The following is a 24850-nucleotide window of genomic DNA, read 5'->3' on the forward strand; positions in this document are numbered from 1 at the left end:
AATAAACGGTATTTACTTACCTAATCTGGTGATATTTTAGTCACCCTTTGCAAAAAAGCCTGAAACTTTTGTGCGTTAAGGCGCAACTATAACAGGGACACTTTTTTGCAGCAAACTCCTTTATCACCGTGATACTATTATCGGCTATGAATACAGATAAACCAAAAGTGCAATTCATCGATATTTCTGATGACATTGCAGGCCAGCGGATTGATAACTTTCTCCGAAATAGGCTTAAAAACGTCCCTAAAAGTATGATTTATCGCGTTCTCCGTAAAGGAGAGGTGCGAGTTAATAAAAAACGTATAAAACCCGAATATAAGTTACAGGAAGGAGACGTAATTCGTCTGCCACCCATTAAGATTCCAGAGTCGACAAAGGCTGCTGCTCCCAGCACAAAACTCGAAAAAGTTGCCGAGTTAGAAAAATGTATTATTTTTGAGGATGATCACATCCTAGTGCTCAACAAACCATCAGGAACAGCCGTTCATGGTGGCAGCGGTCTTCATTTTGGTGCAATTGAAGCACTCAGAGCATTGAGGCCTGATGCCAGATTCCTCGAGCTGGTTCACCGGATTGATCGAGATACTTCTGGTATTCTGTTGATCGCTAAAAAACGTTCTGCTCTCCGCCATTTGCAGGCTCAGTTTCGTGAAAAAATAGTGCAGAAATATTATTTCGCATTGGTGATGGGAAGTTGGAAAGCGTCGTGTAAAAAGGTCACTGCGCCGCTGTTAAAAAATGAAGTGAACAGCATTGTCAGGGTTAATCCTAACGGCAAAGCATCAGAAACACGCTTCAAAATAATGGAAAAATTCGAGCAAGCGACGCTGGTTCAAGCCAGTCCGATAACAGGCAGGACACACCAGATCAGGGTTCATGCGCAGTATACAGGGCATCCTCTGGCTTGGGATGACAGATACGGCGATCCGCGCTTTGATGCTTACACTAAAAAGTTCGGTCTTGGCAGATTATTCCTGCATGCAGCAAACATTAAGTTCTCCCACCCGGCAAACGGAGAGCTGATGGACATCTCAGCCAAGATGGACGGCCAACTGGAAAAAACGTTACAAGGATTAAGGAAAACGCTGTAAATGAAGGAAGACGTGCTGAAAGCTTATAAGCTGGTGATTTTTGACTGGGATGGGACCTTGATGGATTCGGTCCCAAGAATTATCGCCAGTTTCAGGAATACGGCGGACAGCATGCCGCATTTGCCTCATCACTCTGATGAGGCATTCAAAGCAACCATAGGTCTGAGTATTGAAGTCGCCTTTAGGCAGCTTTATCCACTGGCGAGCGATGACGAGCATCAGCGTCTATTGCAAACCTTCCGTCATTTTTTCCTCAATGACGATGCGTTATCGAAACCCTTGTTTCCCGGCGCTATTCCTATCATTAACAAGCTGAAGGATGAGGGCTGTCTGGTGGCAGTGGCGACCGGAAAGAAGCGGGAAGGGTTGAAGCGCGATATGGCTTTGGTGAGTTTGAGTAATACGTTTGATGCGACGCGGTCTGCAGATGAGACGGCTTCTAAACCTGATCCGCTAATGATTGAACAGCTCCTTGAAGAACTGAAGTGCGATAAAGAGTCTGCGGTGCTTGTTGGTGATAGTCACCACGATATGCTGCTGGCAAAAAATGCCGGAATCGATGCTATCGGGGTAACCTACGGCGTGTCAGACCGACAAACATTGTCTTCCTATGGCCCCGTGGCTCTGGTTGACGACCTTCGGGAATTGATCGCTTAGTGTTGATTCTAAACTCCCTGAGCAGGGTTCCACAGGCAATGTCTTTGCAAGCTCTTTTTTACCAGTAAAGGGGCCGACTCTCTTTACTGGTATGCCGGGCATTAGACGGATAAGACTCTACTTACATACCGACGCTTATTATCTATGGTTCAGCACTGAAACCCCCTCGTTTCTCAGCATCTCACAGAGTCTGATGATTGGCAGTCCCACTAAGGTGTTGGGGTCACGTCCTTCCAGTCGATCGAACAAAGTGATACCCAGCCCCTCAGATTTAAAACTCCCGGCACAGTCGAGCGGCTGCTCAAGCTTGATATAGTTTTCTACCTCGTCGGGTGTCAGAACCCGAAAGTGAACATGGAAAGGCTCTACATCTGTCTGGTAGGTGCCAGTACGAGAATTTAGTAATGTGAGCCCGGTGTAAAAAGTCACCTTTTTACCCGAGGCCGCGAGTAATTGCGCAACTGCATTCTCCTCCGTATGCGGCTTACCCAGTACTTCCCCATCAACGACACAGACCTGATCAGAGCCAATGATAAGAGCATCGTTGTTAGCTTCCTGACAGGCGGTTGCTTTTTCCATTGACAGCCTTGCAACTAATGTTTGCGCGTCTTCGCTTTCATGTCGTGTTTCATTTATATCTGGAGATTGAGTGATGAAAGGCAATTGAATTTTTGCCAGCAATGAAGCGCGGTAACGGGAGCCAGAGGCTAAAACCAGTGGTTGAGACATAGGATAAATACTCACAAAGTCGATTAGTGATAGGCAGATGACAGTGTAATGTCATACACTGTTCGTTTCGAGGTGTTTGGCGATCAACTGCACACAGTTGGTTAATCGCGATACAAAGCAGGATTTCCTGATGCAAGCTTTGCTAAGTCGCTGTTGTGCAGAAAGTAACCAAATTTAACTTTATCAAAGCTTGGGTCTCTGAGAGTCGCATTTATGGTGTAATTTCCTTTGACTCAGGCCGGTTTGAAGGCTAATATTCGCGCCCTATGCAAAAGGTAAAGCTACCGCTAACGGTTGACCCGTATCGCAGTGCGCAAAAGCGACTCGACTATGATGGTATCATTGTAGCCGCGCAGCTGGAGCGACTTGCAGAGGCAACTGAAGGTGTGATCAGCGATGCAGGCGTAAAACTCTCATTCGATGTAGATGCTCAAGGCCTCAAAATTGTTAGCGGCAACGCAACAGTTGAAGTGGAACTTGAATGTCAACGTTGTTGGGGGAATTTCGCACATCGTTATGACATTGAATTTTTATATAGTCCGATTTTCAATGAAGATCAGGCTGGCGATTTACCGGATGCTTATGAGCCGGCGATAGTCGACGAAAATGGTGAGATTAACCTTATTCAGCTCGTCGAAGACGAACTGATTGTGGCTTTGCCGCAGGTTGCTATGCACGAAGAAGAAGATTGTAAAATCGATTCTGAAAACATGGTTTATGGGGAAATCCCACTTGCTGATGAGCGTCCGAATCCATTTGCCGTTTTGAAAAACTTAAAGCAAAGTAACGAGGAGTAGGGTCAATGGCCGTACAACAGAACCGTAAAACCCGTTCTAAGCGTGGTATGCGTCGTTCACACGATGCACTGGGTACTGAAGCAGTATCTGTAGATGCAACTTCTGGTGAAACTCACCTGCGTCACAACGTGACTGCAGACGGTTTCTACCGTGGCCGCAAGGTTATCAACAAGTAAGGTTGAGCCTTGACTGGTCTTACCATTGCACTTGATGCGATGGTGGGGACTTCGGTCCTCAGGTAACAGTGCCTGCCTCCGTGCAGGCATTGTTGCATTATCCATCGTTAAAAATCATTCTTGTCGGTGACAATGATCTCATCGTCAACCAACTCAAACAACTTGGTCAGCCAGACCATCCCCGTCTTTCTATTGTTCATGCTGACACCAACATTGGCAATGACGAACGCCCTTCTCAGGCTTTAAGAAACAGCAAAGGCAGTTCAATGCGAGTTGCACTTGAACTCGTCGCTGACAATAAAGCCGATGCTTGCGTCAGTGCCGGTAACACGGGTGCGTTAATGGCACTGTCTAAATACCTCCTCAAATTATTACCAGGCGTTGATCGACCTGCTTTGGTCTCTGCCCTGCCAAATATGTATGGCGATGCGGTGTGGTTACTTGATCTTGGCGCGAACGTGTCTGTCGATGCCGACACTCTTTTTCAATTTGCTGTTATGGGTGCTGTGATTGCTGAAGAGCAAATGGAAAGACAGCCCAAAGTGGCATTACTCAACATTGGAGAAGAGGAAATTAAGGGTAATGATTTGGTAAAACGCTGCTCTGAAATGCTGCAGCAAAGCCAATCGGTTAATTATGTCGGATATGTTGAGGGCGATCAGCTATTTACTGGCAATGCTGACGTTATAGTCTGTGACGGCTTCGTTGGAAATGTCTCTCTAAAAACCAGCGAGGGTGTGGCCAGATTATTTTTAGGGAAGTTGAAAGATGCCTTGTTTTCTCATCCTATAAAGAAATTGATCGCCAAATGGCTGTTTGGTGAACAATTAATGGCACTGAAACACCTGAACCCCGACCAGTATAATGGCGCAAGTCTGCTAGGATTGCGCGGTATCGTGGTAAAAAGCCATGGCGGAGCAGATGTCGCTGCCTTTAAGCACGCAATTGCAGAAGCAGTACACGAAATCGAACGGCAATTACCAAAAAAAATAAGTGACCGTTTAGAAGCCGTATTACTCGAGAGGCACATTTAAACTTCATGTTCAGTAAGATTTCAGGAACAGGCAGCTATTTGCCTGCAGCGATCCGTACCAATGCGGATTTGGAAAAAATGGTAGATACCAGCGATGAGTGGATAACCACACGGACAGGTATTAAAGAACGTCGCATAGCCAGGGATGATGAGACCGTAGCTTTGATGGGCTATGAGGCCGCACGCCGCGCGATTGATATGGCTGGTATTGATAAGCAGGATATTGATCTTATTGTGGTTGCGACAACCAGCGGTGAACAAGCGTTTCCTGCGGCTGCCTGTGAAATTCAGGATATGTTGGAGATCAGTGGTTGTCCGGCATTTGATATCGCCGCAGCATGCTCTGGCTTCGTTTATGCGCTGAGTGTTGCTGATCAGTATGTTAAGTCTGGTATGGCATCTAATGTCTTGGTGATCGGCTCTGATCGCCTGTCGCATACCTGTGACCCAGAAGACAGATCTACCATTATTATCTTCGGCGATGGTGCGGGTGCCGTGGTGCTGTCTGCAACAGAAGAAAAACAAGGAGTGTTGTCAACACACCTTCATGCTGACGGTAAGTACGGCAAACTACTCAACCTAAGAACGCCAACCCGCATCAAGAAAAACTCGCCGACTGAAGATGCCTATTTTCTGGAGATGGCCGGCAATGATGTTTTCAAAGTTGCTGTGACTCAGCTTGCGAACATTGTGTCTGAAACGTTAGATGCCAATCAAATGGCGAAGTCAGAAATTGACTGGTTGGTTCCTCATCAGGCAAATTATCGAATCATTAAAGCGACCGCTAAAAAACTGGGTATGCCAATGGACCAGGTGGTTATCACCTTGGACAGGCATGGCAATACGTCGGCGGCTTCTGTGCCAACTGCACTGGATGAAGCTGTCCGAGATGGTCGTATTCAACGTGGTCAAACGTTGCTGCTCGAAGCCTTTGGCGGTGGTTTTGCCTGGGGCTCGGCGTTAGTTAAGTTTTAAAAGGAACAGTAAATGTCCAAATTTGCAGTAGTTTTTCCCGGTCAAGGCTCTCAGGCTGTCGGTATGCTGGCAGATCTTGCTGAGCACTATGATGTAGTGAAAGAAACATTCGCTGAAGCTTCTGATGTACTGGGCTATGACCTGTGGGCACTGGTACAAAATGGTCCAGAAGCCGACCTCAATGAGACACATCGTACCCAGCCTGCTTTGCTGACGGCGTCAGTTGCAGTGTGGCGTGTGTGGAACCAGCAGGGTCTTGAGCAGCCATCTGTGCTCGCTGGGCATAGCCTTGGTGAGTATTCAGCATTAGTCTGTGCAGGCGTTATCGACTTCAAACAAGCGGTGAAGCTTGTGGAGTTGCGTGGCAAACTCATGCAAGAGGCTGTACCAGCCGGCGTCGGTGCAATGTCAGCGATTATCGGTTTGGATAATAACGCTATTGCTAAAGCTTGCGAAGAGGCTGCGCAAGGTGAGGTTGTCTCACCTGTCAACTTTAATTCTCCGGGTCAAGTTGTCATTGCAGGCAATAAAGATGCAGTAGAGCGTGCCAATGTATTGTGTAAAGAAGCGGGAGCTAAACGCGCCTTGCCGCTTCCTGTTTCTGTACCTTCTCATTGCGCTCTGATGAAGCCAGCTGCAGAGAAATTGGCAGTAGCTCTGGCAGAAGTGTCCTTCCAATCACCATCTATCCCTGTCATAAACAATGCGGATGTGGCGATGGAAACTGACCCTGATGCCATTAAAAATGCTTTGGTGCGCCAGCTTCATGGCCCGGTTCGTTGGACTGAGAGCGTTGAAGCAATGGCAGAACAAGGTGTTGAGACGTTGCTAGAAATGGGGCCTGGTAAAGTATTGACAGGTCTTGCAAAACGCATCGATCGCAAGCTGAGTGCATCAGCTGTCAACGATACTGCCAGCCTAGACGCTGCAAAGTAACAGGATTTTTTGCGGTTTGGAAAAAATACCAAACTGCTGATAAAGAGGAATAACGGAAAATGAACTTAGATGGAAAAATTGCACTGGTCACTGGCGCGAGTCGTGGCATTGGCCGCGCAGTTGCAGAAGTTCTTGTAGAGCGCGGCGCAACTGTTATCGGTACGGCTACGTCTGAGGGCGGTGCTGCAGCAATCAGTGATTACCTTGGTGATAAGGGCAAAGGCCTCGCGTTGAATGTCACTTCACCTGAATCCATTGAAGCGGTGTTGAAGTCCATCAAAGATGAGTTTGGTGATATTGATATACTGGTGAACAATGCGGGTATCACCAAAGACAATCTTCTCATGCGAATGAAAGAAGATGAGTGGCAGGATATCATGGATACGAACCTGACCTCTATCTTCCGCATGTCCAAGGCAGTGCTGCGTGCAATGATGAAAAAGCGTAAGGGACGCATCATCAACGTTGGTTCCGTCGTCGGCACTATGGGTAATGCAGGGCAGGCAAATTATGCAGCAGCCAAAGCAGGTGTAGTAGGTTTTACTAAATCAATGGCTCGTGAGGTTGCATCGCGAGGCATTACCGTAAATACTGTAGCCCCTGGTTTCATTGCGACCGATATGACTGACGCATTGAATGACGACCAGCGCGCGGCGACTTTGTCTCAGGTTCCGGCTGGTAGGCTTGGAGAACCGCGCGAAATTGCGGCAACTGTAGCATTTTTAGCATCAGACGATGCTGCCTACATAACAGGCGAAACGCTGCATGTTAACGGTGGGATGTACATGATTTAACCGTTTGAGTTGCAACTCTCGATGACGAAGTTCAAACTACGGACGATTACTGACCAAATCGTGGTTTGACCAGCATTTGGGGTGTTGCAACTTCCACGTTATTGAATAAACTACTGCACATATCGCATCTGCGAATCTTGTAAGGACTAGTATTAATATGAGCAACATTGAAGAACGCGTTAAAAAAATTATCGTTGAGCAACTGGGCGTAGAAGAAGCTGAAGTGAAAAATGAAGCTTCATTTGTTGATGACCTGGGTGCTGACTCTCTGGATACTGTAGAGCTGGTCATGGCTCTGGAAGAAGAGTTCGATACCGAGATTCCAGACGAAGAAGCTGAGAAGATCACTACTGTTCAAGCAGCTATCGACTACGTGAACAGCGCTCAATAATTGAGGCATGTTCATATCAGGCGGTCATTTTGACCGCCTGTGTTGTTTTTGGCACTAAGAAAAATTCAATCAATAACAATCTCCGGAGAAAATCATCGTGACTAAGCGTCGTGTTGTTGTCACTGGTATGGGTATGCTGTCCCCTGTAGGTAACAACGTTGAATCATCATGGAAAGCGCTGTTAGCGGGCCAAAGTGGTATTGAGAATATTCAACACTTCGATACCAGTGCATTTGCGACCCGTTTTGCTGGTTTGGTAAACGACTTTAACTGCGAAGAATACCTTTCAAAGAAAGATGCTCGTAAGATGGATCTTTTCATCCAGTACGGCATCGCTGCCAGTGTCCAGGCGTTGAAAGACTCAGGTCTGGAGATTTCAGAACAGAACGCTGATCGCATTGGCGTTGCGATTGGCTCAGGTATCGGTGGTTTGGGTCTTATTGAGGCAAACCACAAAGCACACGTAGAGAGAGGGCCTCGTAAGATCAGCCCATTTTTTGTGCCCTCGACTATCGTGAATATGATAGCGGGTCACGTATCGATTAATTATGGTCTGCGTGGGCCGAATATTGCTATTTCAACCGCTTGTACAACCGGTCTTCATAACATAGGCCATGCGGCGCGTATGATCGCATATGGTGATGCTGATGCCATGGTTGCAGGTGGTGCAGAAAAAGCATCAACAGAGTTAGGCATGGGTGGTTTTGCAGCAGCAAAAGCATTATCAACTCGAAATGATGATCCAGAAGCTGCCTCTCGCCCTTGGGATAAAGACCGTGATGGCTTTGTTCTCGGTGATGGCGCGGGCATCATGATACTGGAAGAGTACGAGCACGCTAAAGCGCGTGGTGCCAATATTTATTGTGAGTTAGTCGGCTTCGGTATGAGTGGCGATGCTTACCATATGACATCCCCGAGTGAGGATGGTTCTGGCGGTGCACTGGCAATGAAAGCAGCCATTCGTGACGCAGGTATTGATCAATCATTGATTGGTTATGTAAATGCGCATGGCACATCAACGCCAGCAGGCGATGTTGCTGAAACTAAAGGGATACGCCTCGCACTCGGTGAAGCAGCTGACCGTACTCTGGTATCGTCAACGAAATCGATGACAGGTCACTTGTTGGGTGCAGCGGGCTCTGTAGAAGCAATTATCACAGCGATGTCACTGGTTGACCAAGCTGTGCCGCCGACGATTAACCTCGAAAATCCAGATGATGGATGTGATCTTGATTACGTTCCTAACGAAGCAAGAGATGCGAAGCTGGAATATGCTTTATGTAACTCTTTTGGTTTCGGTGGAACTAACGGCTCGTTGATTTTTAAAAAAATCTGATAGCATCTGGTAAAATAAACGGCCCGATACGACCTATCGGGCCGTTTTTTGTTATATGGAATTAAATCGCTTGTTGAAAGGATAATCATGGTATTGCTGAACGGTATTAATACCCAGCAGATAGAAATTGCTGACCGCGGTCTGCAATACGGGGATGGTTGCTTCACTACCGCTCTCTTGATTGATGGAAAACCACAATACTGGCCATCGCATCAAGCCAGACTGGAAAATGCAGTTAAGGCACTGGCGATCCCATTTCAAGAATGGAAAGACCTTAATGACTGGGTAAAAAAAGCCTGTGCTGATATACAAGAAGAGAAAGCTGTGCTCAAGGTGATGATCACCCGAGGCTCTGGTGGGAGAGGATACAGTCCTAAAGGATGCTCAAAGCCTAACGTATTGATAACGAGCAGTACTTTTCCGCAGCATTACGAAATATGGGCAAAAAAAGGCATTCAGCTGGCTGTCCTTCGCTCACGGTTAGGTCATTCGCCTTTGGCAGGTATTAAACACCTCAATCGACTCGAACAAGTTATTGCCAAGGCTGAACTTGATGAGCTCAATGTGGAAGACGGTATAGTCTGTGACATGCAGGGAGCCATGGTTGAGACAACAGCATCCAACCTTTTTTGGCGGGTGAAGAATACGCTTTTTACGCCTCGATTAAGTTGTGCTGGGGTCGAGGGCATAATGAAGATGCATATTACAAAGTGCGCAAAAGAATGCGGATATGAGATCAATGAGGTGGAAGCTGAACCGTCAGTGCTTGAGCATGCTGATGAAGTTTTCATTACGAACACCTTGATGGGGATAATTCCAGTCAATCAATGTGACAGTTACACCTTTACAAGTAGGGAAGCATTGGAGTTGATTGGTAAGAGGTTGAAAGCGTGCTAAAGAAAATCGCTATATTATTGTTATTGTCTGTTGTTGCCACTGTCAGTGTTGCCGCCTGGAGCGTAAAGCAGATCGATCTTTTTGTCTCAACTCCTCTTAACCTTGAGCAGCCTGAATTAATCACAGTCACAGAGGGCGCGCATTTTAATAAAATGCTCAAATATCTAAATGAGTCAGGGTTAGTCGAATCATCGCCATGGGCTCGTTGGGCTGTGAAACGCTATCCTGAACTTGCGCGAGTGAAAGTGGGAACATACCAGATCAAACCGGGCATGACCCTCGCAGATACGTTTGCAGTATTTAGGAAAGGAAAAGAGCATCAATTCTCGATCACTTTCGTTGAGGGCAGCCGCTTTAGCGAATGGAAAAAGCAACTGGCTTCAACCGATAATTTAAAACATGATACTCAGCAATTGTCAGAGGCTGAGTTGGTCAAAGCGCTTAAATTGAAGGTCGACAACATTGAGGGCATGCTACTGCCAGAAACGTATAACTTCGTTGCAGGTCAGTCTGAGCTGTCTATTTTGAAAAGAGCGGCCGACGAAATGCAGAAGACCCTTGATGCAGCATGGAGTAACAGACAAGCATCATTACCTGTGAAAACACCGTATGAACTGTTGACTCTGGCATCAATCGTTGAAAAGGAAACCGCAGTTAGCGACGAGAGAGCGAAAGTGGCGTCGGTGTTTGCTAACCGATTGAACAAACGTATGCGCTTACAAACCGATCCAACAGTGATTTACGGTATGGGTGAGCGTTACAAAGGAAACATCACCAAAAAGGATCTTCGGGAAAAAACACCGTATAACACCTATGTTATTCGTGGGTTACCCCCAACACCTATTGCTATGCCGGGAGCAGCCTCAATACTTGCTGCTGCAAATCCTGTAAAAACACCTTATTACTACTTTGTTGCTGATGGCACAGGTGGGCATACATTTTCAAAGACACTGTCAGAACATAATCGGGCAGTGAAAAAACTCATTCGAATTCAAAGAAAAAAATGAACGCTAAATTTATTGTTGTAGAAGGCCTCGAAGGGGCAGGAAAAACCACTGCGATCAAGCAGGTCATTGCCACATTGAATGCGGCAGGTATTGCGGATATTGAGCAAACTCGCGAACCGGGTGGTACGCCGTTGGCTGAGAGAATGCGTACCTTAGTGAAAGAAGGGCACGACGACGAACCAGTGACAGACATGGCAGAACTGTTGCTGATGTATGCGGCTCGTATTCAGCTTGTCGATAACGTGATTAAACCTGCTCTGGCAAATAATAAATGGGTGGTCGGTGACCGCCATGATATGTCCTCACAGGCCTATCAAGGCGGTGGTCGAGGTTTTTCTCCAGCGTTGATGCTGAAACTGAGAGATATGGTTCTGGGCGACTTTCGCCCTGCATTTACCCTCTATATGGACATAGATCCCACCATTGGCTTGACCCGAGCCAAAGCAAGAGGGGAGCTGGACCGTATTGAGCAAAATAAAATCGACTTTTTCCAGCGTGCGAGACAGCGCTATTTAGAGTTGGCAAACAGTGATGACAGCGTTGCTATTATCGATGCATCGCAAGGTATAGAGAAAGTTGCAGCAGATATTGATGCAGCGTTATCTGAGTGGCTCAGACATGCTGACTGATATCTATCCCTGGCAGCAAGAGATGTGGCAGCAATGGAAGCAATTGCTTGATGTATCGCGTTTGCACCATGCCTTGCTGCTTGCCGCACCAGAGGGGAGTGGCCGTATGGCGTTGGCTGCTATGCTGGCTAAAACAGTTCTGTGTAAAAATGCAGTGACCGAACCCTGTGATAGCTGCCATAGCTGTCAGTTGTTTGAAGCGGGAAATCATCCGGATCTGCACGTACTCAAGCCTGAAACCAAAGGTAAGCAAATTGGTGTAGATGCCGTCAGGCAAACCAACCATTACGCTTGGGAAACTTCTCAACTGGGCGGTGCTCGGGTTATTTTGGTTGATGGTGCAGAGTTACTGGGTGAGGCTGCCGCCAATGCGTTATTAAAAACCTTGGAGGAGCCGCCTTCAGGTTGCCAATTTATTCTAATGACAGATGCAATCGACCGCTTGTTACCGACTATTGTGAGTCGTTGCAATAAGTGGAAGGCTAATCTGCCTGAAGAGCATACTGTAAGACGTTGGGTCGAAGCTGAACTTTGCGAGTCAGTGCCTTTGCAGGTTGTTCGGCTCAACCGGGGGGCTCCCTTGGCGGCAAAAGAGTTTATCGAGTCTGGTGATCTTGTAAAACATCAAAAGCTTATCCTCGCACTTTGCGAATACCTTGCAAACAAACAGGGGCTCTTTACCGTCACTGATCTTGTCGTAAAGGCGGAGCAGGATGGACTGAAATGGTTGAGTTTTCTGTTACTGGACATACTTAAGTATCAACAGGGCAGCCAGACTGGGATCATTCATAGCGATATGACCAGTGAGCTACAAAGATTGTCAGGACTATTGCGCCCCGGATTGGTGATGGCTCAGTTAGCATCATTAAACAAGCTGACAGCCGATATGAGCAGAAGTAGTGGCCTCAACCGTGAACTGATGATCAGTCAGTGGCTTAGTCAGTTTGACACGTAAGCGCATAACAAAAAAACGCGCTGCTTAACGCGGTGAAACAGACATTTAAAAAGAGAACGAATCAGAAAACTGATGTTTCAGTTGTCAATCGTCTGGATGGCCGCTAATGATTGTTCAGAATAGAAGAAATATCAGTCTGATAGAGATACCGGAGTATTAAGGTGTTAGTTGATTCACATTGTCATCTCGACAAACTGGACTATGAAAAGCAGCATCAGGATGTTGCTGATGTATTGAGTAAGGCACAGGAGCGTGGAATAGACTATTTCCTATCTGTAGGTGTCACCCTGAGCAGTTTTCCTGCGATGATGGAAATGATTAAACCGTTTCCTAATGTGTTTGCATCCTGTGGTGTCCATCCACTGGATATTGAGCAGGGCTTTGATTTCAGTAAATTGAAAGAACTGGCTTCCGATGAACGTGTGGTAGCAATTGGTGAAACTGGTCTCGACTACCATTATCAGCCTGAGCTTGCTGAGCAACAGCAGGATATCTTCCGCCATCATGTCCGTTTGGCCGTTGAGTTGAACAAACCATTGATCATCCATACCCGCATGGCGAGAGAAGATACCTTGCGTATCTTACGTGAGGAGGGAGCAGAGAAAGTGGGCGGTGTGCTTCATTGCTTCACGGAAAGTTTAGAAATGGCGGAAGCAGCAATAGAGCTTGGATTTTATATCTCAATCTCAGGGATCGTGACTTTCAATAAGGCGGAGGAGCTCAAAGAGGTTGTTCGTCGACTACCACTTGAACGACTGCTGGTTGAAACCGATTCCCCCTATCTTGCACCTGTCCCTCATCGAGGAAAGCAAAATCAGCCAGCTTATACCCGAGAAGTAGCAGCTTACATTGCAAGTCTTAAGGGCACGACGATAGAGAAAGTGGCAGAAGCTACTACAAATAACTTCTTCACCTTGTTTGGTGGAGCCAAACGATAATATCGTCTAAAAAATAATCGAAAAACATAAGAAGCCAGGCGATATGACTGGCTTTTTTATTTTGGAAGATACGCGATACTTATTTTCAGAACATAATTATGTGCAATTTACTGCATATTTTTAACATTGATGGCTAATAGTCGTGATCTTTTACCTGTAAGTTTCATCTTTCGCCATTCGGCCTTGTCTGCCTCTGAATCCCTCTATATAGTTTGCGACTGAGTCCATGTTTTTGGATGTAATGACAGTTATAGTGAACATTTTTTGCGCTTTCGTTTTGAGCCTGATCATCATCACATCGGAATTTTTTGTCTAGAGGGCAGCAAGTTACGGCAAGTAGCTTCTTTTTTGACAATTTTTTCTGAGCGAGACAACGAAAGAGTATTCACTTTGCTGGCTTTAAACGGTGTTCTTTCCCCTACAAAAGAACAAAAGGTCAAAATTCTAACTCTAATTAGGAGTCAAACATGTTTAAAAACCTGTTTGCTAACCTGCAAAAAGTCGGTAAAGCCTTGATGCTTCCGGTCTCTGTACTGCCTGTTGCGGGCATTTTACTTGGCGTCGGAGCCGCTAATTTCAGCTGGCTACCTGAAATTGCTTCTCATGTTATGGAAAAAGCGGGAGGCTCTGTTTTTGAACAACTGCCTCTGTTATTTGCTGTCGGTGTTGCGCTTGGCTTTACCAACAATGATGGTGTGGCAGGCCTCTCTGCTATTGTGGGATACGGTATCATGTCCGCAACCCTTAACATGGTTGCAGGTACCGACGTTAATACTGGCGTATTAGGTGGCATTCTCGTTGGTGGTGTTGCAGGTTGGGCATTTAATAACTTTTTCCGTATTCAACTCCCAGACTATCTGGGCTTTTTTGCCGGAAAACGCTTTGTTCCCATCATGACCGGTTTTTGTTCTATTGCACTCGCTCTTGTGCTGTCAGTCATCTGGCCTCCGATCGGTAGTGGGATTGCCAGTTTTTCTGATTGGGCTGCAAACCAGAATCCAGTGACTGCCTTCGGTATTTACGGCCTCGTTGAACGCGCACTTATTCCCTTCGGGCTTCACCACATCTGGAACGTGCCTTTCTTTACTGATGCAGGTACCTGTGTAAATAAATCCGGTGAAGTAGCTCACGGTATTATGACTTGTTTCCTGACGGCTGATGACGCATCACGTGCTGCTGGAAATGGTTTTGGTCAACTTGCAGGTGGCTATTTATTTAAGATGTTTGGCTTGCCAGCAGCTGCGTTTGCTATATGGCATTCTTCTAAGCCTGAAAACCGTGCAAAAGTCGGCGGTATCATGATATCAGCAGCCTTCACTTCTTTTCTGACAGGTATTACTGAACCTATTGAGTTCTCATTCCTGTTTATTGCTCCAGTGCTTTACGTTATTCACGCACTACTGGCGGGTCTGGCCTACGTAATCACCAACTACTTCGGTATTGTTCACGGCCATACTTTCTCAAATGGTTTCATTGATTTCGTTGTTCAGTCTCCAAATGCGGACAAGATGTTTGAGCTGGTGCTATTTGGTTTGGGTTATGCGGTTGTTTACTACATCGTTTTCCGTGTTGTTATCGCGGCGATGGATCTGAAAACTCCTGGCCGAGAAGATGAAGAAAAATCTGAGGTTGGTGCAGTGTCAGAGTCAGAAATGGCGAAAGATCTCGTGATGGCATTTGGCGGTAAGCAGAATATTACGGCACTTGATGCATGTATTACGCGCCTTCGGGTGTCGGTCGACAGCGTTGATAAAGTGGACCAAGACAGACTTAAGAAGCTTGGTGCGGCCGGAGTTGTTGTTGCTGGCGGCGGTGTTCAAGCTATTTTTGGTACAAAATCGGATAATCTGAAGTCTGATATGGATGAATGGATAAGAAATAACGGATAGTCCGACGCAATTGAGAGAGGAGAGCGAATGCTCTCCTCTTTTCTCATCAATGAGGTGATATAAATTAAGAGAGGGTCGGCGTTATCCAAATGATAAGAAAAACAACATTAAAACGGGAACCAGAAGGCTCAGAATAAAGCCACTCACGATTGCAATAGGCACACAGCGAATACCGCCCGAGCTCTGAATCACAGGTAAAGTAAAATCCATCGAGGTTGCTCCGCCGTAACCGATTGCTGTAATGGTGTATCGAGAGATCAGGATGGGTATCAGTACTAGAGCGACCATTTCGCGTGATAGCTCAAGTAAAAAAGATGCACCGCCGTATATTGGGCCCAGTCCGTCGCCCATTAATATCCCTGCTAAAGAGTACCATCCAAACCCTGAAGCCATCGCCAGTCCATGATTGATCGGAATATCGAGGATGAGGGCACCCACTATCCCGCCAAACAGTGATGAAAAGACAACAACAGTCGCTGACGCCATGCCTTTTTTATTGAGCACAATCTGTTTCAGTGTCATGCCACTATTCCTAAGCTGTATACCGATCAGAAATAGCAGTAACAGCAGGATGTACTCACTGGCCTTGTCTACCCAACCTAAGTTGAGGTTAAAAGTAAGGCCAATGATCAGGCCAAGACCAACAACGACTACCAGTTTTAGCGATTCAAATACCATCTTGTGCAGAGGGAGGTTTTGGTGCTGATCTGATGTTTCTGTTTTCCATATCAGGTCAAGAATTGGTAGCGTAAGTAAGTTCATTCCTCCTATACAGACGAAGAAAACGGCCGCAAGAATAAGAATTTGTCCAACATTCTGTCCAAGGTTATCAAGTGATGCGAGGCTTAATCCCATTAAGCCTAAAATGAAAAAAACGAGGCGTGACGTCGATTTACTTATAAAATCAACCCTTTTTTCACCTTTCACTTTCAGCAGATAACCGAACACAAGAGGTATAAAAATCGTTAGAACATCGGGAAACATTGATCTCTCATTTAGTGTTTTGTTAATAAAGCAGCCGACTCGAGACTACCAGTAAAAAACTAAATATCAATGTAATCACTTCGTAACAAACGCGGATAGGGGAAGAAACAGCTGTACATAAGGGGGATTGGTAGCAAAAAACAAAATACCTCGTGCATATATGACGTTTTAAACGTCAAGCCCACTTTCTATTGGCCGACAACTTTGTAAAAAACAATGAATGCGTTAAAAAAAATGATGGCATTTTGAACAGGAATAAATGGTTAAACCAACAGAGAACTGTATCTCACACTTACTTTGTGTTTATTAAAAGTGACATATGTTTCATTTTTGCTTACAGTTGTCTAACTTTTTGATCGTTTCAATGGTTTTCTTCTTTGACTTCGGTCATGATTATTTTGCATCGAGAAAATACGAAAAAAGTTGATCGACAATTCGCTTAGGGAGCAGGAGACGCAGATGTTTGAAGTAAAGGAAGGCTTTGTCGCGTATCTACAACAAGTTGGTGAAACTGAAAAGCGCTCAATGTTTGGTGGTACCGGTTTTTTTGTCAATGGTGCCATGTTTGCCTTAGTTAAAGATGAGAGGATTTATCTTCGAGGCGGCGCTGATCTGACCGACAAGCTGATTTCACAAAAATGTAAAAAATTCGTTCATGTCAAAAAAAGTTCGACAGCAGTTGTTAACTACTATGATGTGACCTCTTTGTACCAACAAGAAGACGATGTTCTGGTATCACTGGTAAAAAAGTCCATAGAGACATCAGTGGCCGAAAAAGAATATCGCGACTCAAAATCCAACAAACGCTTAAGAGACTTGCCGAATCTTCGTCTTACTATTGAGCGTATGTTGAAGAAGTCAGGTATTGCTGATGTCGATACTTTCTTCTCTCTTCCTCCAGAAGAGATATTTAAAATGGTGCAGGAAGCCCATGGTTATGATGTTGACGTCAAGCTGCTTTGGATGTTTGTTGGTGCACAAACAGGTGTGCACTGGACACTCATTGGTGAAGAGCAGAAACAACAATTGTTAGAAGCAATCTAGCCTTCTTGAAGAAGTTATTACTGAGGGTCGCCATTGTGCGGCCCTTTTTATTTTTATCGTTTAATTGATGCTCTCCGCTAGTTAAATCTCTGCACAGGTAATAAAAGTCGCCAGTATCTTCTAAGATGGACTTCACTGCAGTCTCAATCCTTTTGGGATATGCTCTTATTACATATAGATACCATTGGATTTTTGACCTCTTTTATGAAAGTTCCTGCCCTATCTTCTACGTTATTATCCGGGTTACATTGTTTTAGTGTCGCAGCAGAGCAGATGAGCTTCACACGTGCAGCATCCGAGCTCAACTTGACTCAAAGTGCGGTCAGTCATCGGATCAAAAATCTTGAGCAGAAGCTCGGCGTACAACTTTTTATTCGTAGACCAAGACAATTGACTCTTACGCCAGAAGGTGAACAACTTAAGCTGTCTTTGAATGAGCAGTTTGCCGCGATGAGTCTTCAACTCAGGGAACTCAAACATGCTCATCTTGCTGGTGACTTCACTATTTCCGTTCCTCCCACTTTTGGTCAGATTTGGCTTGCTCCCAGACTCTATAAGTTCTCTGCTTTATTTCCTGAGCTCACGCTCCATATCAGAACCCGAAACGACCTTGTCGATTTTCAGACCGAGGCCTTCGACTGTGCAATTTATTATGGGAATGGCAGGTACACAGGGTTAAGCAGTGTATTTCTCTTCGATGATGTCATCGAGCCAGTATGTAGTCCTGACTACGCTGCAGCACATTCTTTATACGGTGCATCAGAAAATCTGTTCCGATGTCACTTATTGCATGACGCGGCACCATGGGCAAGTGCCAGCGTCAATGATGAATGGCAATATTGGGCAAAGGAAACAGGGAGTGTACTGAGCGAGAGAAATTCGAGCTTTGATCGTGCCGATATGGCCTTTGAAGCGGCAAAAAATGGGTTGGGAGTTGCTATTGGTCGCAGAAGCTATGTTGAGCAAGATTTGGCGGCGGGAAGTCTGGTTGCACCTTTTGATATGCCAGTATGCGCACCATTTAAATACCACCTCGTGTACCGGCGAGACCTGATCACATCGAACAAAGTACAAGCATTCCAACAATGGATAGAGTCTGAAATAAGTAGTAAAAATAAAGCCTCCCGGTAAGGAGGCTTTTTGCCGTTTCTATACGTGAAGCGACAGAATTAGAATTTGAAGCGAGTGCTGAGCATGAGTTGGTCGCCGTACGCTTCTTTGAAGCGATACTGAGCGCCGATAGAGAACAATTCAGTCGCATGGAAGCGACCAGTAATTGAACCAAATACTGTTTCATCTTCTTGCTTAATATTGATATGACCGATTTCTCCGCCCACCTCAACTTGCGGTGTCAGCCATTGGCGCACACCGAGTGCAACTTCAATACCGAATTCACCGTCTTTGTAGGTTTCGTTTTTCAGATTGCGGAGAGCAACTTCACCGTATACATCGGCCCAGTCGTTAACGGGTGAATGAAAACCAATGGCAGCGGTAGAATCCCAATCGCTTTCAAATTCAGTATCGATCTCAGCGCGCACGTGTGCATTTGGGTGAATTGATTTGCTGAAGCCGAGGCCATATGTCACAGGGCTCAAACCGACACGAGCTTCAAAGTAGTCGTAAGAGAAGTTGCTCATGCTATTGAAAGGGGCTGAGTCCTGATTGGCAAGAGCTGAAGTAGATAAAAGTGACGCCAGTAAAGTGCAGCAAAGTGTAATTTTACGCATGGAATGTCTCTAAGAAAGATTTATGCACGATATAGTAATAGAAACGCCTTTTAATAAACAACTGCTGGCTTTGAATTCTTTTTAGTTTTGATAGTGATAAATGCAATTTAATCTCCTAGACAAGTCTAACTTTTGAAAAAAAATCAAACTTTGCATTTTCAGTTGTTAGATTGGTTCAATATTCGGTTTTTTATATCAACTTTGTGTTGTTGGAAGAGCCCGTGGCATAAGCGACTTAAGACAGGGAGTGCTGGCACATTTGGGGACGAAAAATAGCTAAATCTTCGATAACTTAGTCTAATTTCATGAGAAATTGCTCGTTGAAGTAAAAAATTCTATTAAACTGGCGTTATGCCCAAACAATTTTAAATGTTAGTCGTAATGAGATTGCCCGTAATGATACTCGAGTTATTCATACATGGGCACTCGAGAGTAACCCTCTATTTTTTATATAACCACAAAAAAGGTGAAGCCATGATTTTTGGCAAATACGCTGCAATTGGTGGTGGTATCGCTGTTGTGTTGCTATGGCCGCTGGCCGTGGGACAAATCGGTCAGTCTGCTTATGAAAATGAGTTAAAAAAAATTGATGAGCCAGATATGGAACTGAGCAATGTCTCCTACAACAGGGGATATTTGTCATCGGATGCGGTCACACGAATTACCTTCAAAAATGCGCTCAGACAGAGCCTGGAAGAGGAGGGGCTTCCATCAACGTATCAGATTAACCACACCATTACACATGGCATAGCTGGCGTTGAGTCTGTATCGGTATTAGATATGCAACCGGAGCTAAAGGAACTCGCCAAAACACTGTGGGGAAGTGAGGAGTCGCCCGTCGTCATTAAACAGCAAACATCCATCACTGGTGCGACTGATTTTAACTTTACGGTTAATGGACTAAATGCTGTTGAGGATGGTTATAAGGTGGTCAGTAAGCCTTTCATCTTGACTGGTCATCAGGACAAAGATGCAAAAACTCACTTTTCTTACTCACTTTCATCCTTAAACGTCATTGCTGATGACAATCAATCTTTTGATGTTAATGGCTTGAAAGGCGAGGGCCAAGGCTTCATGGACCAAGGTGTCTGGGTGGGCACGCAAAGATTCGATCTATCTATGGTCGAGTTAAAGGGTGATGTCGATGAGAGTTTCACGCTGAAAGACTTATCAATCAACATTTCTAATGAGCTCGATATGCTGGCAGCAAAAGAAGGGCAGGATAAAGATGTACAGCCTAAAACAATAACAACCAACAATATCTTTAAACTCGGCGAATTTTATACTCCGAGCACAGAATTTACGCTTCAGAATGTGGAGTTGGGTGTTGGCGCTGAATCTTTGGACCGAGATTCCGTTATTCAACTATACAAGCTGTCAAATGCCATGACAGGTGAACCGTCTGAGCGTGAACTCGCCGCTATCATTCAGGCTGTTGATGAAATGGTTGAGAAAGGCGTTAAGTTCTCCCTATCCCCTGTAAAAGCAGATTTGCCTCAGGGTAAAACCAGCTTTGATTTAACATTAAATGTCGATCCGGGTATCAACAAAGTCAGTCAAAATGTTCAGTTGTTAGTAGACAAGATACACGGTGGTTTATCAGCATCTATTCCAACAGTATTGATCAGAGCTGAGCCTTCACTGAATTACTTTGTTAGTGAGCTGAGCAATATGGGATTTGTTGAGGAAAAAGGCACGAATACTGAAATTACTGCAACTCTCAAAGGAGAAGTTCTGGTTTCACCGACCGGACAGGAATTTCCATTGATGTATTTATCTCAGTTATTTATGTAACTCTTACGTAAATCCTATTGGGTTCAAAGAGAAAGGCTCGGCAAACCGCTGAGCCTTTTTTGTGCCCATGTCCTTAATTAGATTCTTAAGAATAAAGTTTAACCTTTGTGACAAACCATAAAATTTACAGGGATAAAGCTAGTAAATTTCATACTTTGACCGACACTAGGATTATGGTTGTTTGGTCAATCAGTACCTTATCTTATGTCCACAAGAGGAGGACTATATGGAATCAATTAAGGTTGAGGATTACATGAACAAGCGCCCGGTGACGTTCACACCGGATATGCCACTGTCTGAAGCGATGGACAAGATTCTGAAAACACACCAGTCTGGTGCGCCTGTGATTGATGACCGCCACAAGGTGGTTGGTTTTCTGTCTGAGTTGGACATGATTCACCAGCTTTTGAAGGTGGGTTATGCATGTCAGGATTCCAAAACAGTGGGTGACTGTATGTACAAAGACGTGCTTTCAGTCTCTCCTTACGACAACATCATGCGACTTGCTGAGCAAATGGTGCCAACCAAACCAAAAGTATACCCTGTGTGTGATGGGGGGCGTCTTGTGGGACTGATAACGCGCCGCGATATTCTCAAAGCTATTAGTACACAAATTGGTGATGGCTTCATGCACCCTGTATAAGTCAAACGATGACAGCGTTTAACACATTTAAAAGGTGCAAGATGCACCTTTTTTTATTTTTACAATGTCGGCTATAAATTCAGATGTTTCCCCAGCAAGTCTTTAATGACACCGACTTTATCTTCTGGCAATGGGATTGAAATCGTCTTTTCACTTTCCTGGTCAACAGACAGCGGTATCAAAGAAATGGGATGATCTTTCATGGTTGGTTTGCCATGTAGCCGGTATTTAAGCTGAACGGGGATTGAACTGTCATTACGCAAAATATTGCCTGCTATGGCACCTGCTGAGTTAAATAACTCTTCATAAACAATCTCTATGGGTAAACGGATATCAGACTTTCCACTGGCATTCAGTGCAATTTCTGAATTGACGCTTTTCAACAGCCGCTTACCTTCAATAGATACATCAAGGTCAACAAAGAGGTTTTTTAGTCCGACATTATTTGGGTTATTGGCTTCGAGTATGACATCCAAAGCGATTTTTTTAGCCGTAACTGAACGAATGTTGAAAGATTTGTATTCGGCTGTCGGTTCCTTCAGGTCAAGGCTAGCGACTACGGCACTGTTTAATGCGTTATTTATTGAGCTACAGCCTGTTGTCAGCACTAAGAAAAAGATGACCGTACAAACGGCGCGGACTTTACTGCAAAGAAACATTTATTCTCCTTTTGTGGTGAAAGGCATCCACTTGTTGGGGATGCGAATAGACGCGACATAGTAGCAGCAAACACAACAGCGCTCATGTCATTATGATGTGTATCATGTGCAGTCGTTGAGCGCCTGTAAACACATTTACCATACCACTTGTACGGGTAACTTTAGCACTCACGCAGTGTCTTGTTTCGATGGTTTCGTTCCCGCGATCACGCTCGGTTCTCTGTTCATCACCCAAAAAGCACTAGATTTTTTTGCCAACTGATACGACACATGTGAAAAATAAGGTGCCTTTTATTTTTAGCTTCGTTAGTCTGTCATCGAATTTTTATCCAAACCACCTATGGATTGTTTCTTTCAGCTTAAAGCGCCAGTTCTTACTGCCTCATCTCGCGTCTTTGTGCTGCTAAAGTGCATCTTTAGAACAGAATCCGCCCTTCAAAACGTGAGTTAAAGTTTTTCATGTCTGCTCAAGTACAAGCAAAATTTGTTACCGGCTCGGTAATGAAGCATATCACTGTCATGTCTGTCTCCAGTGCTGTTGGCCTAATGGCACTCTTCTTTGTTGATTTGCTGGATATGTTTTTTATCAGCATGCTTGGCGATCTTGATTTAACCGCAGCGATTGGCTTTGCAGGTATCGTGGTCTTTTTTGCCACGTCAATTTCAGTCGGTACATCTATCGCAATGGGCGCAATAGTCAGTCGGGCAATTGGCGCTGGTAAACGAGATGTTGCCCGTAATATGGCGTCGAGTGTTCTGTTGGTATCCCTGGCCGTAAGCTTGACTGTCGTAAGTTGCCTGCTTTTTTCTCTCGACTCACTACTGGCTCTGCTGGGCGCATCCGGTAACGTGGCAGAGAAAGCAAAAGATTATTTAACGATTATGCTTCCCAGTGCACCGCTCGTCGCGATGGGAATGGCCGGCGCGGCTGCGCTGAGAGCAGTAGGTGATGCAAAACGATCAATGTCGGCAACACTCGCAGGTGGAGCAGCAAATGCAGTCTTAGACCCCATATTTATTTTTACTTTGTCTATGGGTATAGAAGGCGCAGCGATTGCCAGTGTGATTTCTCGAGTGGTGTTGTTTGCGGTATCCATGCGTGGTGTTATCAAGATACATGATTTACTTGCTTTACCCACAGTGAAAAACTTTTTGCACGCCCTGAACCCGATTGCAAAAATCGCCATTCCTGCTGTGTTGACTAATCTTGCTACTCCTATAAGTAATGCCATTGTGACAAGTCAGGTGGCCAAATTCGGTGAAGAATTTGTTGCTGGTTTTGCTGTTATCGGCCGCCTTATGCCAGTTTCTTTTGCCCTCGTCTTTTCATTATCAGGAGCCGTTGGGCCCATTATTGGGCAAAATGTTGGTGCTGGTGTCATTAGCAGGGTGCGCCTGACGGTTTATGAGGCACTTAAGTTCATGATTGCTTACTGTGTATTGGCTGCCGGAGTTCTGTTTATTGCTCGAAATGCTCTGGTTGATGCGTTTAGCCTTCATGGAGATGCTGCGGATATGGTTTTACTCTTCTGCACATATCTGGCTATTACCTTTATCTTCAACGGGATGCTTTTCGTATCTAATGCAGCATTTAATAACCTTGGTAAGCCTACTTGGTCAACCATGCTTAATATGGGTAAAGCGACATTGGGTACCATTCCCTTCGTCTACATCGGAGGTGGGATTGGCGGTGCTCAAGGGGTGCTGATTGGTAATGCTGTTGGTTCACTTGTGTTTGGAATTTTGGCCTACACCATAGTGCTAAGGTTTATTTCTGGCATAGAACAGAAACAGTAATAAATAAAGATTTTTTTGTTTGAAACAAAAAAGTGTATTTTTCTACCTTTTTTTTAAGGTCATACATATTGTTTGAGTTAAATTGTATGACCTTTATATTCAAATTTTTATATTTATAATCCTCTCTCGTCTATCAATTCCCTTATTAAATAATATATAGAATGTTAGGCAATTTTTAACTTAAATAACTTCGGTAATTTATTATCAAAATTATTATTTAATGGAATACTAAAGTAATAACTTTTGTCAATATCGGCCAAAATGTATATTTTAATAAATCAGGGCGGGAGTAAAATTATATGCGGGTGTTGTTATTAAAATGTAATATTGCTATTCTCTATTTGTAAATTTTATGGCTTTTTCCGGTTTATTCTTCATTGTTAGGGTATTTTTTCGTATACTCGTGTCTGCCTTTTATGGGTAAATCATAACTATGCCAGAAATAATGGAGATGGGTGATTTTAGATTATTTCTATCAGGCATTAAAAAGAAAAAGTATCTAAAAACAGTACATTAAACAGCTCGGAATTAGCGAGTCTGTTGATGTTTTGTACGTTTTTATGTCAGGAGATTGTTAATGAAACCGGGCCATACTGGCATTGCTCGTATATACAAAGCGACAGGATTTTCCATTCAGGGAATTAAAGCCGCATTCAAACACGAGGCAGCGATTCGTCAGGAGTTTTTCTTACTGGCGTTTTCAGCAATATTCGCCCTCGCATTTGATTTTAGTCTTACAGACAAATGCCTTTTGATGGGTTCAGTGATTTTTCTACTCATTGTTGAGCTCTTAAATTCAGCTGTTGAGACTGTCGTTGACAGAGTTGGCTCCGAATACCATGAATTAAGTGGTAGAGCTAAGGATATAGGTTCAGCTGCTGTTTTCTTCGCATTAATCCTCGTCTCAATGACTTGGTTTGTTGTGTTATTTAACTTTTTCGGCCAATAAAAGCTAATTAGAGGAAATAC

25 protein-coding genes and 1 pseudogene are annotated in these 24850 nt (G+C 44.6%); 22 read left to right on the forward strand and 4 right to left on the reverse strand.

The annotated features are described in order from the left end of the window. Positions 1-146 precede the first annotated feature (146 nt). Together rluC and A8L45_RS04500 are read left to right on the forward strand one after the other, a co-directional pair. A complete protein-coding gene (gene rluC, locus A8L45_RS04495; RefSeq protein ID WP_068899677.1) occupies positions 147-1094 on the forward strand; it encodes a 23S rRNA pseudouridine(955/2504/2580) synthase RluC in 948 nt (315 codons plus the stop codon). Next, the gene (locus tag A8L45_RS04500) at positions 1095-1751 is read left to right on the forward strand and encodes an HAD family hydrolase (RefSeq protein WP_083228200.1); all 657 of its coding nucleotides are present in this window, start codon (positions 1095-1097) and stop codon (positions 1749-1751) included. Between the two features lie 138 nt (positions 1752-1889). Here A8L45_RS04500 and A8L45_RS04505 read toward each other — a convergent pair whose 3' ends face one another. Then, a complete protein-coding gene (locus tag A8L45_RS04505; protein WP_068899679.1) occupies positions 1890-2480 on the reverse strand; it encodes a Maf family protein in 591 nt (196 codons plus the stop codon). Positions 2481-2746: 266 nt separating this feature from the next. Between A8L45_RS04505 and yceD the strand changes: the two genes are divergently transcribed. The 14 genes and pseudogenes from yceD to ptsG all read left to right on the forward strand — a co-directional run bounded on the left by yceD (position 2747) and on the right by ptsG (position 15233). Further along, a complete protein-coding gene (yceD, locus tag A8L45_RS04510) occupies positions 2747-3277 on the forward strand; it encodes a 23S rRNA accumulation protein YceD (RefSeq protein WP_068899681.1) in 531 nt (176 codons plus the stop codon). A gap of 5 nt (positions 3278-3282) precedes the next feature. Further along, positions 3283-3453, forward strand: coding sequence for a 50S ribosomal protein L32 (gene rpmF, locus A8L45_RS04515; RefSeq protein WP_068899683.1), 171 nt, complete (start codon positions 3283-3285; stop codon positions 3451-3453). Positions 3454-3462: 9 nt separating this feature from the next. After that, a pseudogene (plsX, locus tag A8L45_RS04520) lies at positions 3463-4487 on the forward strand (phosphate acyltransferase PlsX). A 5-nt stretch (positions 4488-4492) separates the two neighbouring features. Further along, positions 4493-5461, forward strand: a complete 969-nt coding sequence (locus A8L45_RS04525; RefSeq protein WP_068899687.1) for a beta-ketoacyl-ACP synthase III — start codon at positions 4493-4495, stop codon at positions 5459-5461. 12 nt (positions 5462-5473) lie between these two features. After that, positions 5474-6397, forward strand: coding sequence for an ACP S-malonyltransferase (fabD, locus tag A8L45_RS04530; RefSeq protein ID WP_068899689.1), 924 nt, complete (start codon positions 5474-5476; stop codon positions 6395-6397). Positions 6398-6456: 59 nt separating this feature from the next. Further along, positions 6457-7191 (forward strand): 3-oxoacyl-ACP reductase FabG, encoded by a 735-nt coding sequence (gene fabG, locus A8L45_RS04535; protein WP_068899691.1) that lies wholly within the window; start codon positions 6457-6459, stop codon positions 7189-7191. Positions 7192-7348: 157 nt separating this feature from the next. Continuing rightward, positions 7349-7582 carry an acyl carrier protein gene (gene acpP / locus A8L45_RS04540; protein WP_068899694.1) on the forward strand — a complete coding sequence of 78 codons (234 nt, stop codon included), beginning with the start codon at positions 7349-7351 and terminating at the stop codon, positions 7580-7582. A 97-nt stretch (positions 7583-7679) separates the two neighbouring features. Next, positions 7680-8918 (forward strand): beta-ketoacyl-ACP synthase II, encoded by a 1239-nt coding sequence (gene fabF / locus A8L45_RS04545; RefSeq protein ID WP_068899697.1) that lies wholly within the window; start codon positions 7680-7682, stop codon positions 8916-8918. An 87-nt stretch (positions 8919-9005) separates the two neighbouring features. Further along, a complete protein-coding gene (pabC, locus tag A8L45_RS04550) occupies positions 9006-9815 on the forward strand; it encodes an aminodeoxychorismate lyase (RefSeq protein ID WP_068899699.1) in 810 nt (269 codons plus the stop codon). Continuing rightward, complete coding sequence (mltG, locus tag A8L45_RS04555; protein ID WP_068899701.1) at positions 9809-10822, forward strand: endolytic transglycosylase MltG; 1014 nt, start codon at positions 9809-9811, stop codon at positions 10820-10822. Before pabC ends, mltG begins: the two co-directional genes overlap by 7 nt. After that, the gene (tmk, locus tag A8L45_RS04560) at positions 10819-11451 is read left to right on the forward strand and encodes a dTMP kinase (RefSeq protein WP_068899703.1); all 633 of its coding nucleotides are present in this window, start codon (positions 10819-10821) and stop codon (positions 11449-11451) included. The genes mltG and tmk overlap by 4 nt, the downstream gene beginning before the upstream one ends. Next, positions 11441-12406 (forward strand): DNA polymerase III subunit delta', encoded by a 966-nt coding sequence (gene holB, locus A8L45_RS04565; protein WP_068899870.1) that lies wholly within the window; start codon positions 11441-11443, stop codon positions 12404-12406. The genes tmk and holB overlap by 11 nt, the downstream gene beginning before the upstream one ends. A gap of 161 nt (positions 12407-12567) precedes the next feature. Next, the gene (locus A8L45_RS04570; protein ID WP_068899704.1) at positions 12568-13344 is read left to right on the forward strand and encodes a TatD family hydrolase; all 777 of its coding nucleotides are present in this window, start codon (positions 12568-12570) and stop codon (positions 13342-13344) included. Between the two features lie 467 nt (positions 13345-13811). After that, the gene (gene ptsG / locus A8L45_RS04575; protein WP_068899707.1) at positions 13812-15233 is read left to right on the forward strand and encodes a PTS glucose transporter subunit IIBC; all 1422 of its coding nucleotides are present in this window, start codon (positions 13812-13814) and stop codon (positions 15231-15233) included. 81 nt (positions 15234-15314) lie between these two features. On the opposite strand, the gene A8L45_RS04580 is transcribed toward ptsG, so the two are convergent. Beyond that, complete coding sequence (locus A8L45_RS04580) at positions 15315-16217, reverse strand: LysO family transporter (RefSeq protein WP_068899709.1); 903 nt, start codon at positions 16215-16217, stop codon at positions 15315-15317. Positions 16218-16676: 459 nt separating this feature from the next. Between A8L45_RS04580 and A8L45_RS04585 the strand changes: the two genes are divergently transcribed. After that, positions 16677-17261 (forward strand): TfoX/Sxy family DNA transformation protein, encoded by a 585-nt coding sequence (locus A8L45_RS04585; protein WP_068899711.1) that lies wholly within the window; start codon positions 16677-16679, stop codon positions 17259-17261. A gap of 204 nt (positions 17262-17465) precedes the next feature. After that, positions 17466-18392 (forward strand): DNA-binding transcriptional regulator DsdC, encoded by a 927-nt coding sequence (gene dsdC / locus A8L45_RS04590; RefSeq protein WP_068899872.1) that lies wholly within the window; start codon positions 17466-17468, stop codon positions 18390-18392. A gap of 38 nt (positions 18393-18430) precedes the next feature. On the opposite strand, the gene A8L45_RS04595 is transcribed toward dsdC, so the two are convergent. Then, the gene (locus tag A8L45_RS04595; RefSeq protein ID WP_068899720.1) at positions 18431-18988 is read right to left on the reverse strand and encodes an outer membrane beta-barrel protein; all 558 of its coding nucleotides are present in this window, start codon (positions 18986-18988) and stop codon (positions 18431-18433) included. Positions 18989-19462: 474 nt separating this feature from the next. Here A8L45_RS04595 and A8L45_RS04600 point away from each other — a divergent pair, with 474 nt between their 5' ends. After that, positions 19463-20782: a DUF945 family protein gene (locus A8L45_RS04600; protein ID WP_068899722.1), complete on the forward strand. Its 1320-nt coding sequence runs from the start codon at positions 19463-19465 to the stop codon at positions 20780-20782. A 226-nt stretch (positions 20783-21008) separates the two neighbouring features. Continuing rightward, a complete protein-coding gene (locus A8L45_RS04605; protein WP_068899723.1) occupies positions 21009-21425 on the forward strand; it encodes a CBS domain-containing protein in 417 nt (138 codons plus the stop codon). 71 nt (positions 21426-21496) lie between these two features. On the opposite strand, the gene A8L45_RS04610 is transcribed toward A8L45_RS04605, so the two are convergent. Further along, a complete protein-coding gene (locus A8L45_RS04610) occupies positions 21497-22084 on the reverse strand; it encodes an LEA/WHy family protein (protein ID WP_068899725.1) in 588 nt (195 codons plus the stop codon). Positions 22085-22543: 459 nt separating this feature from the next. Here A8L45_RS04610 and A8L45_RS04615 point away from each other — a divergent pair, with 459 nt between their 5' ends. Both A8L45_RS04615 and A8L45_RS04620 read left to right on the forward strand, forming a co-directional pair. Next, positions 22544-23881 (forward strand): MATE family efflux transporter, encoded by a 1338-nt coding sequence (locus tag A8L45_RS04615; protein WP_068899727.1) that lies wholly within the window; start codon positions 22544-22546, stop codon positions 23879-23881. A 577-nt stretch (positions 23882-24458) separates the two neighbouring features. Next, the gene (locus A8L45_RS04620; RefSeq protein ID WP_068899728.1) at positions 24459-24830 is read left to right on the forward strand and encodes a diacylglycerol kinase; all 372 of its coding nucleotides are present in this window, start codon (positions 24459-24461) and stop codon (positions 24828-24830) included. Positions 24831-24850: the final 20 nt, after the last annotated feature.

It is taken from the genome of Veronia pacifica, assembly GCF_001707825.1.
Classification (GTDB): Bacteria; Pseudomonadota; Gammaproteobacteria; order Enterobacterales; family Vibrionaceae; genus Veronia; species Veronia pacifica.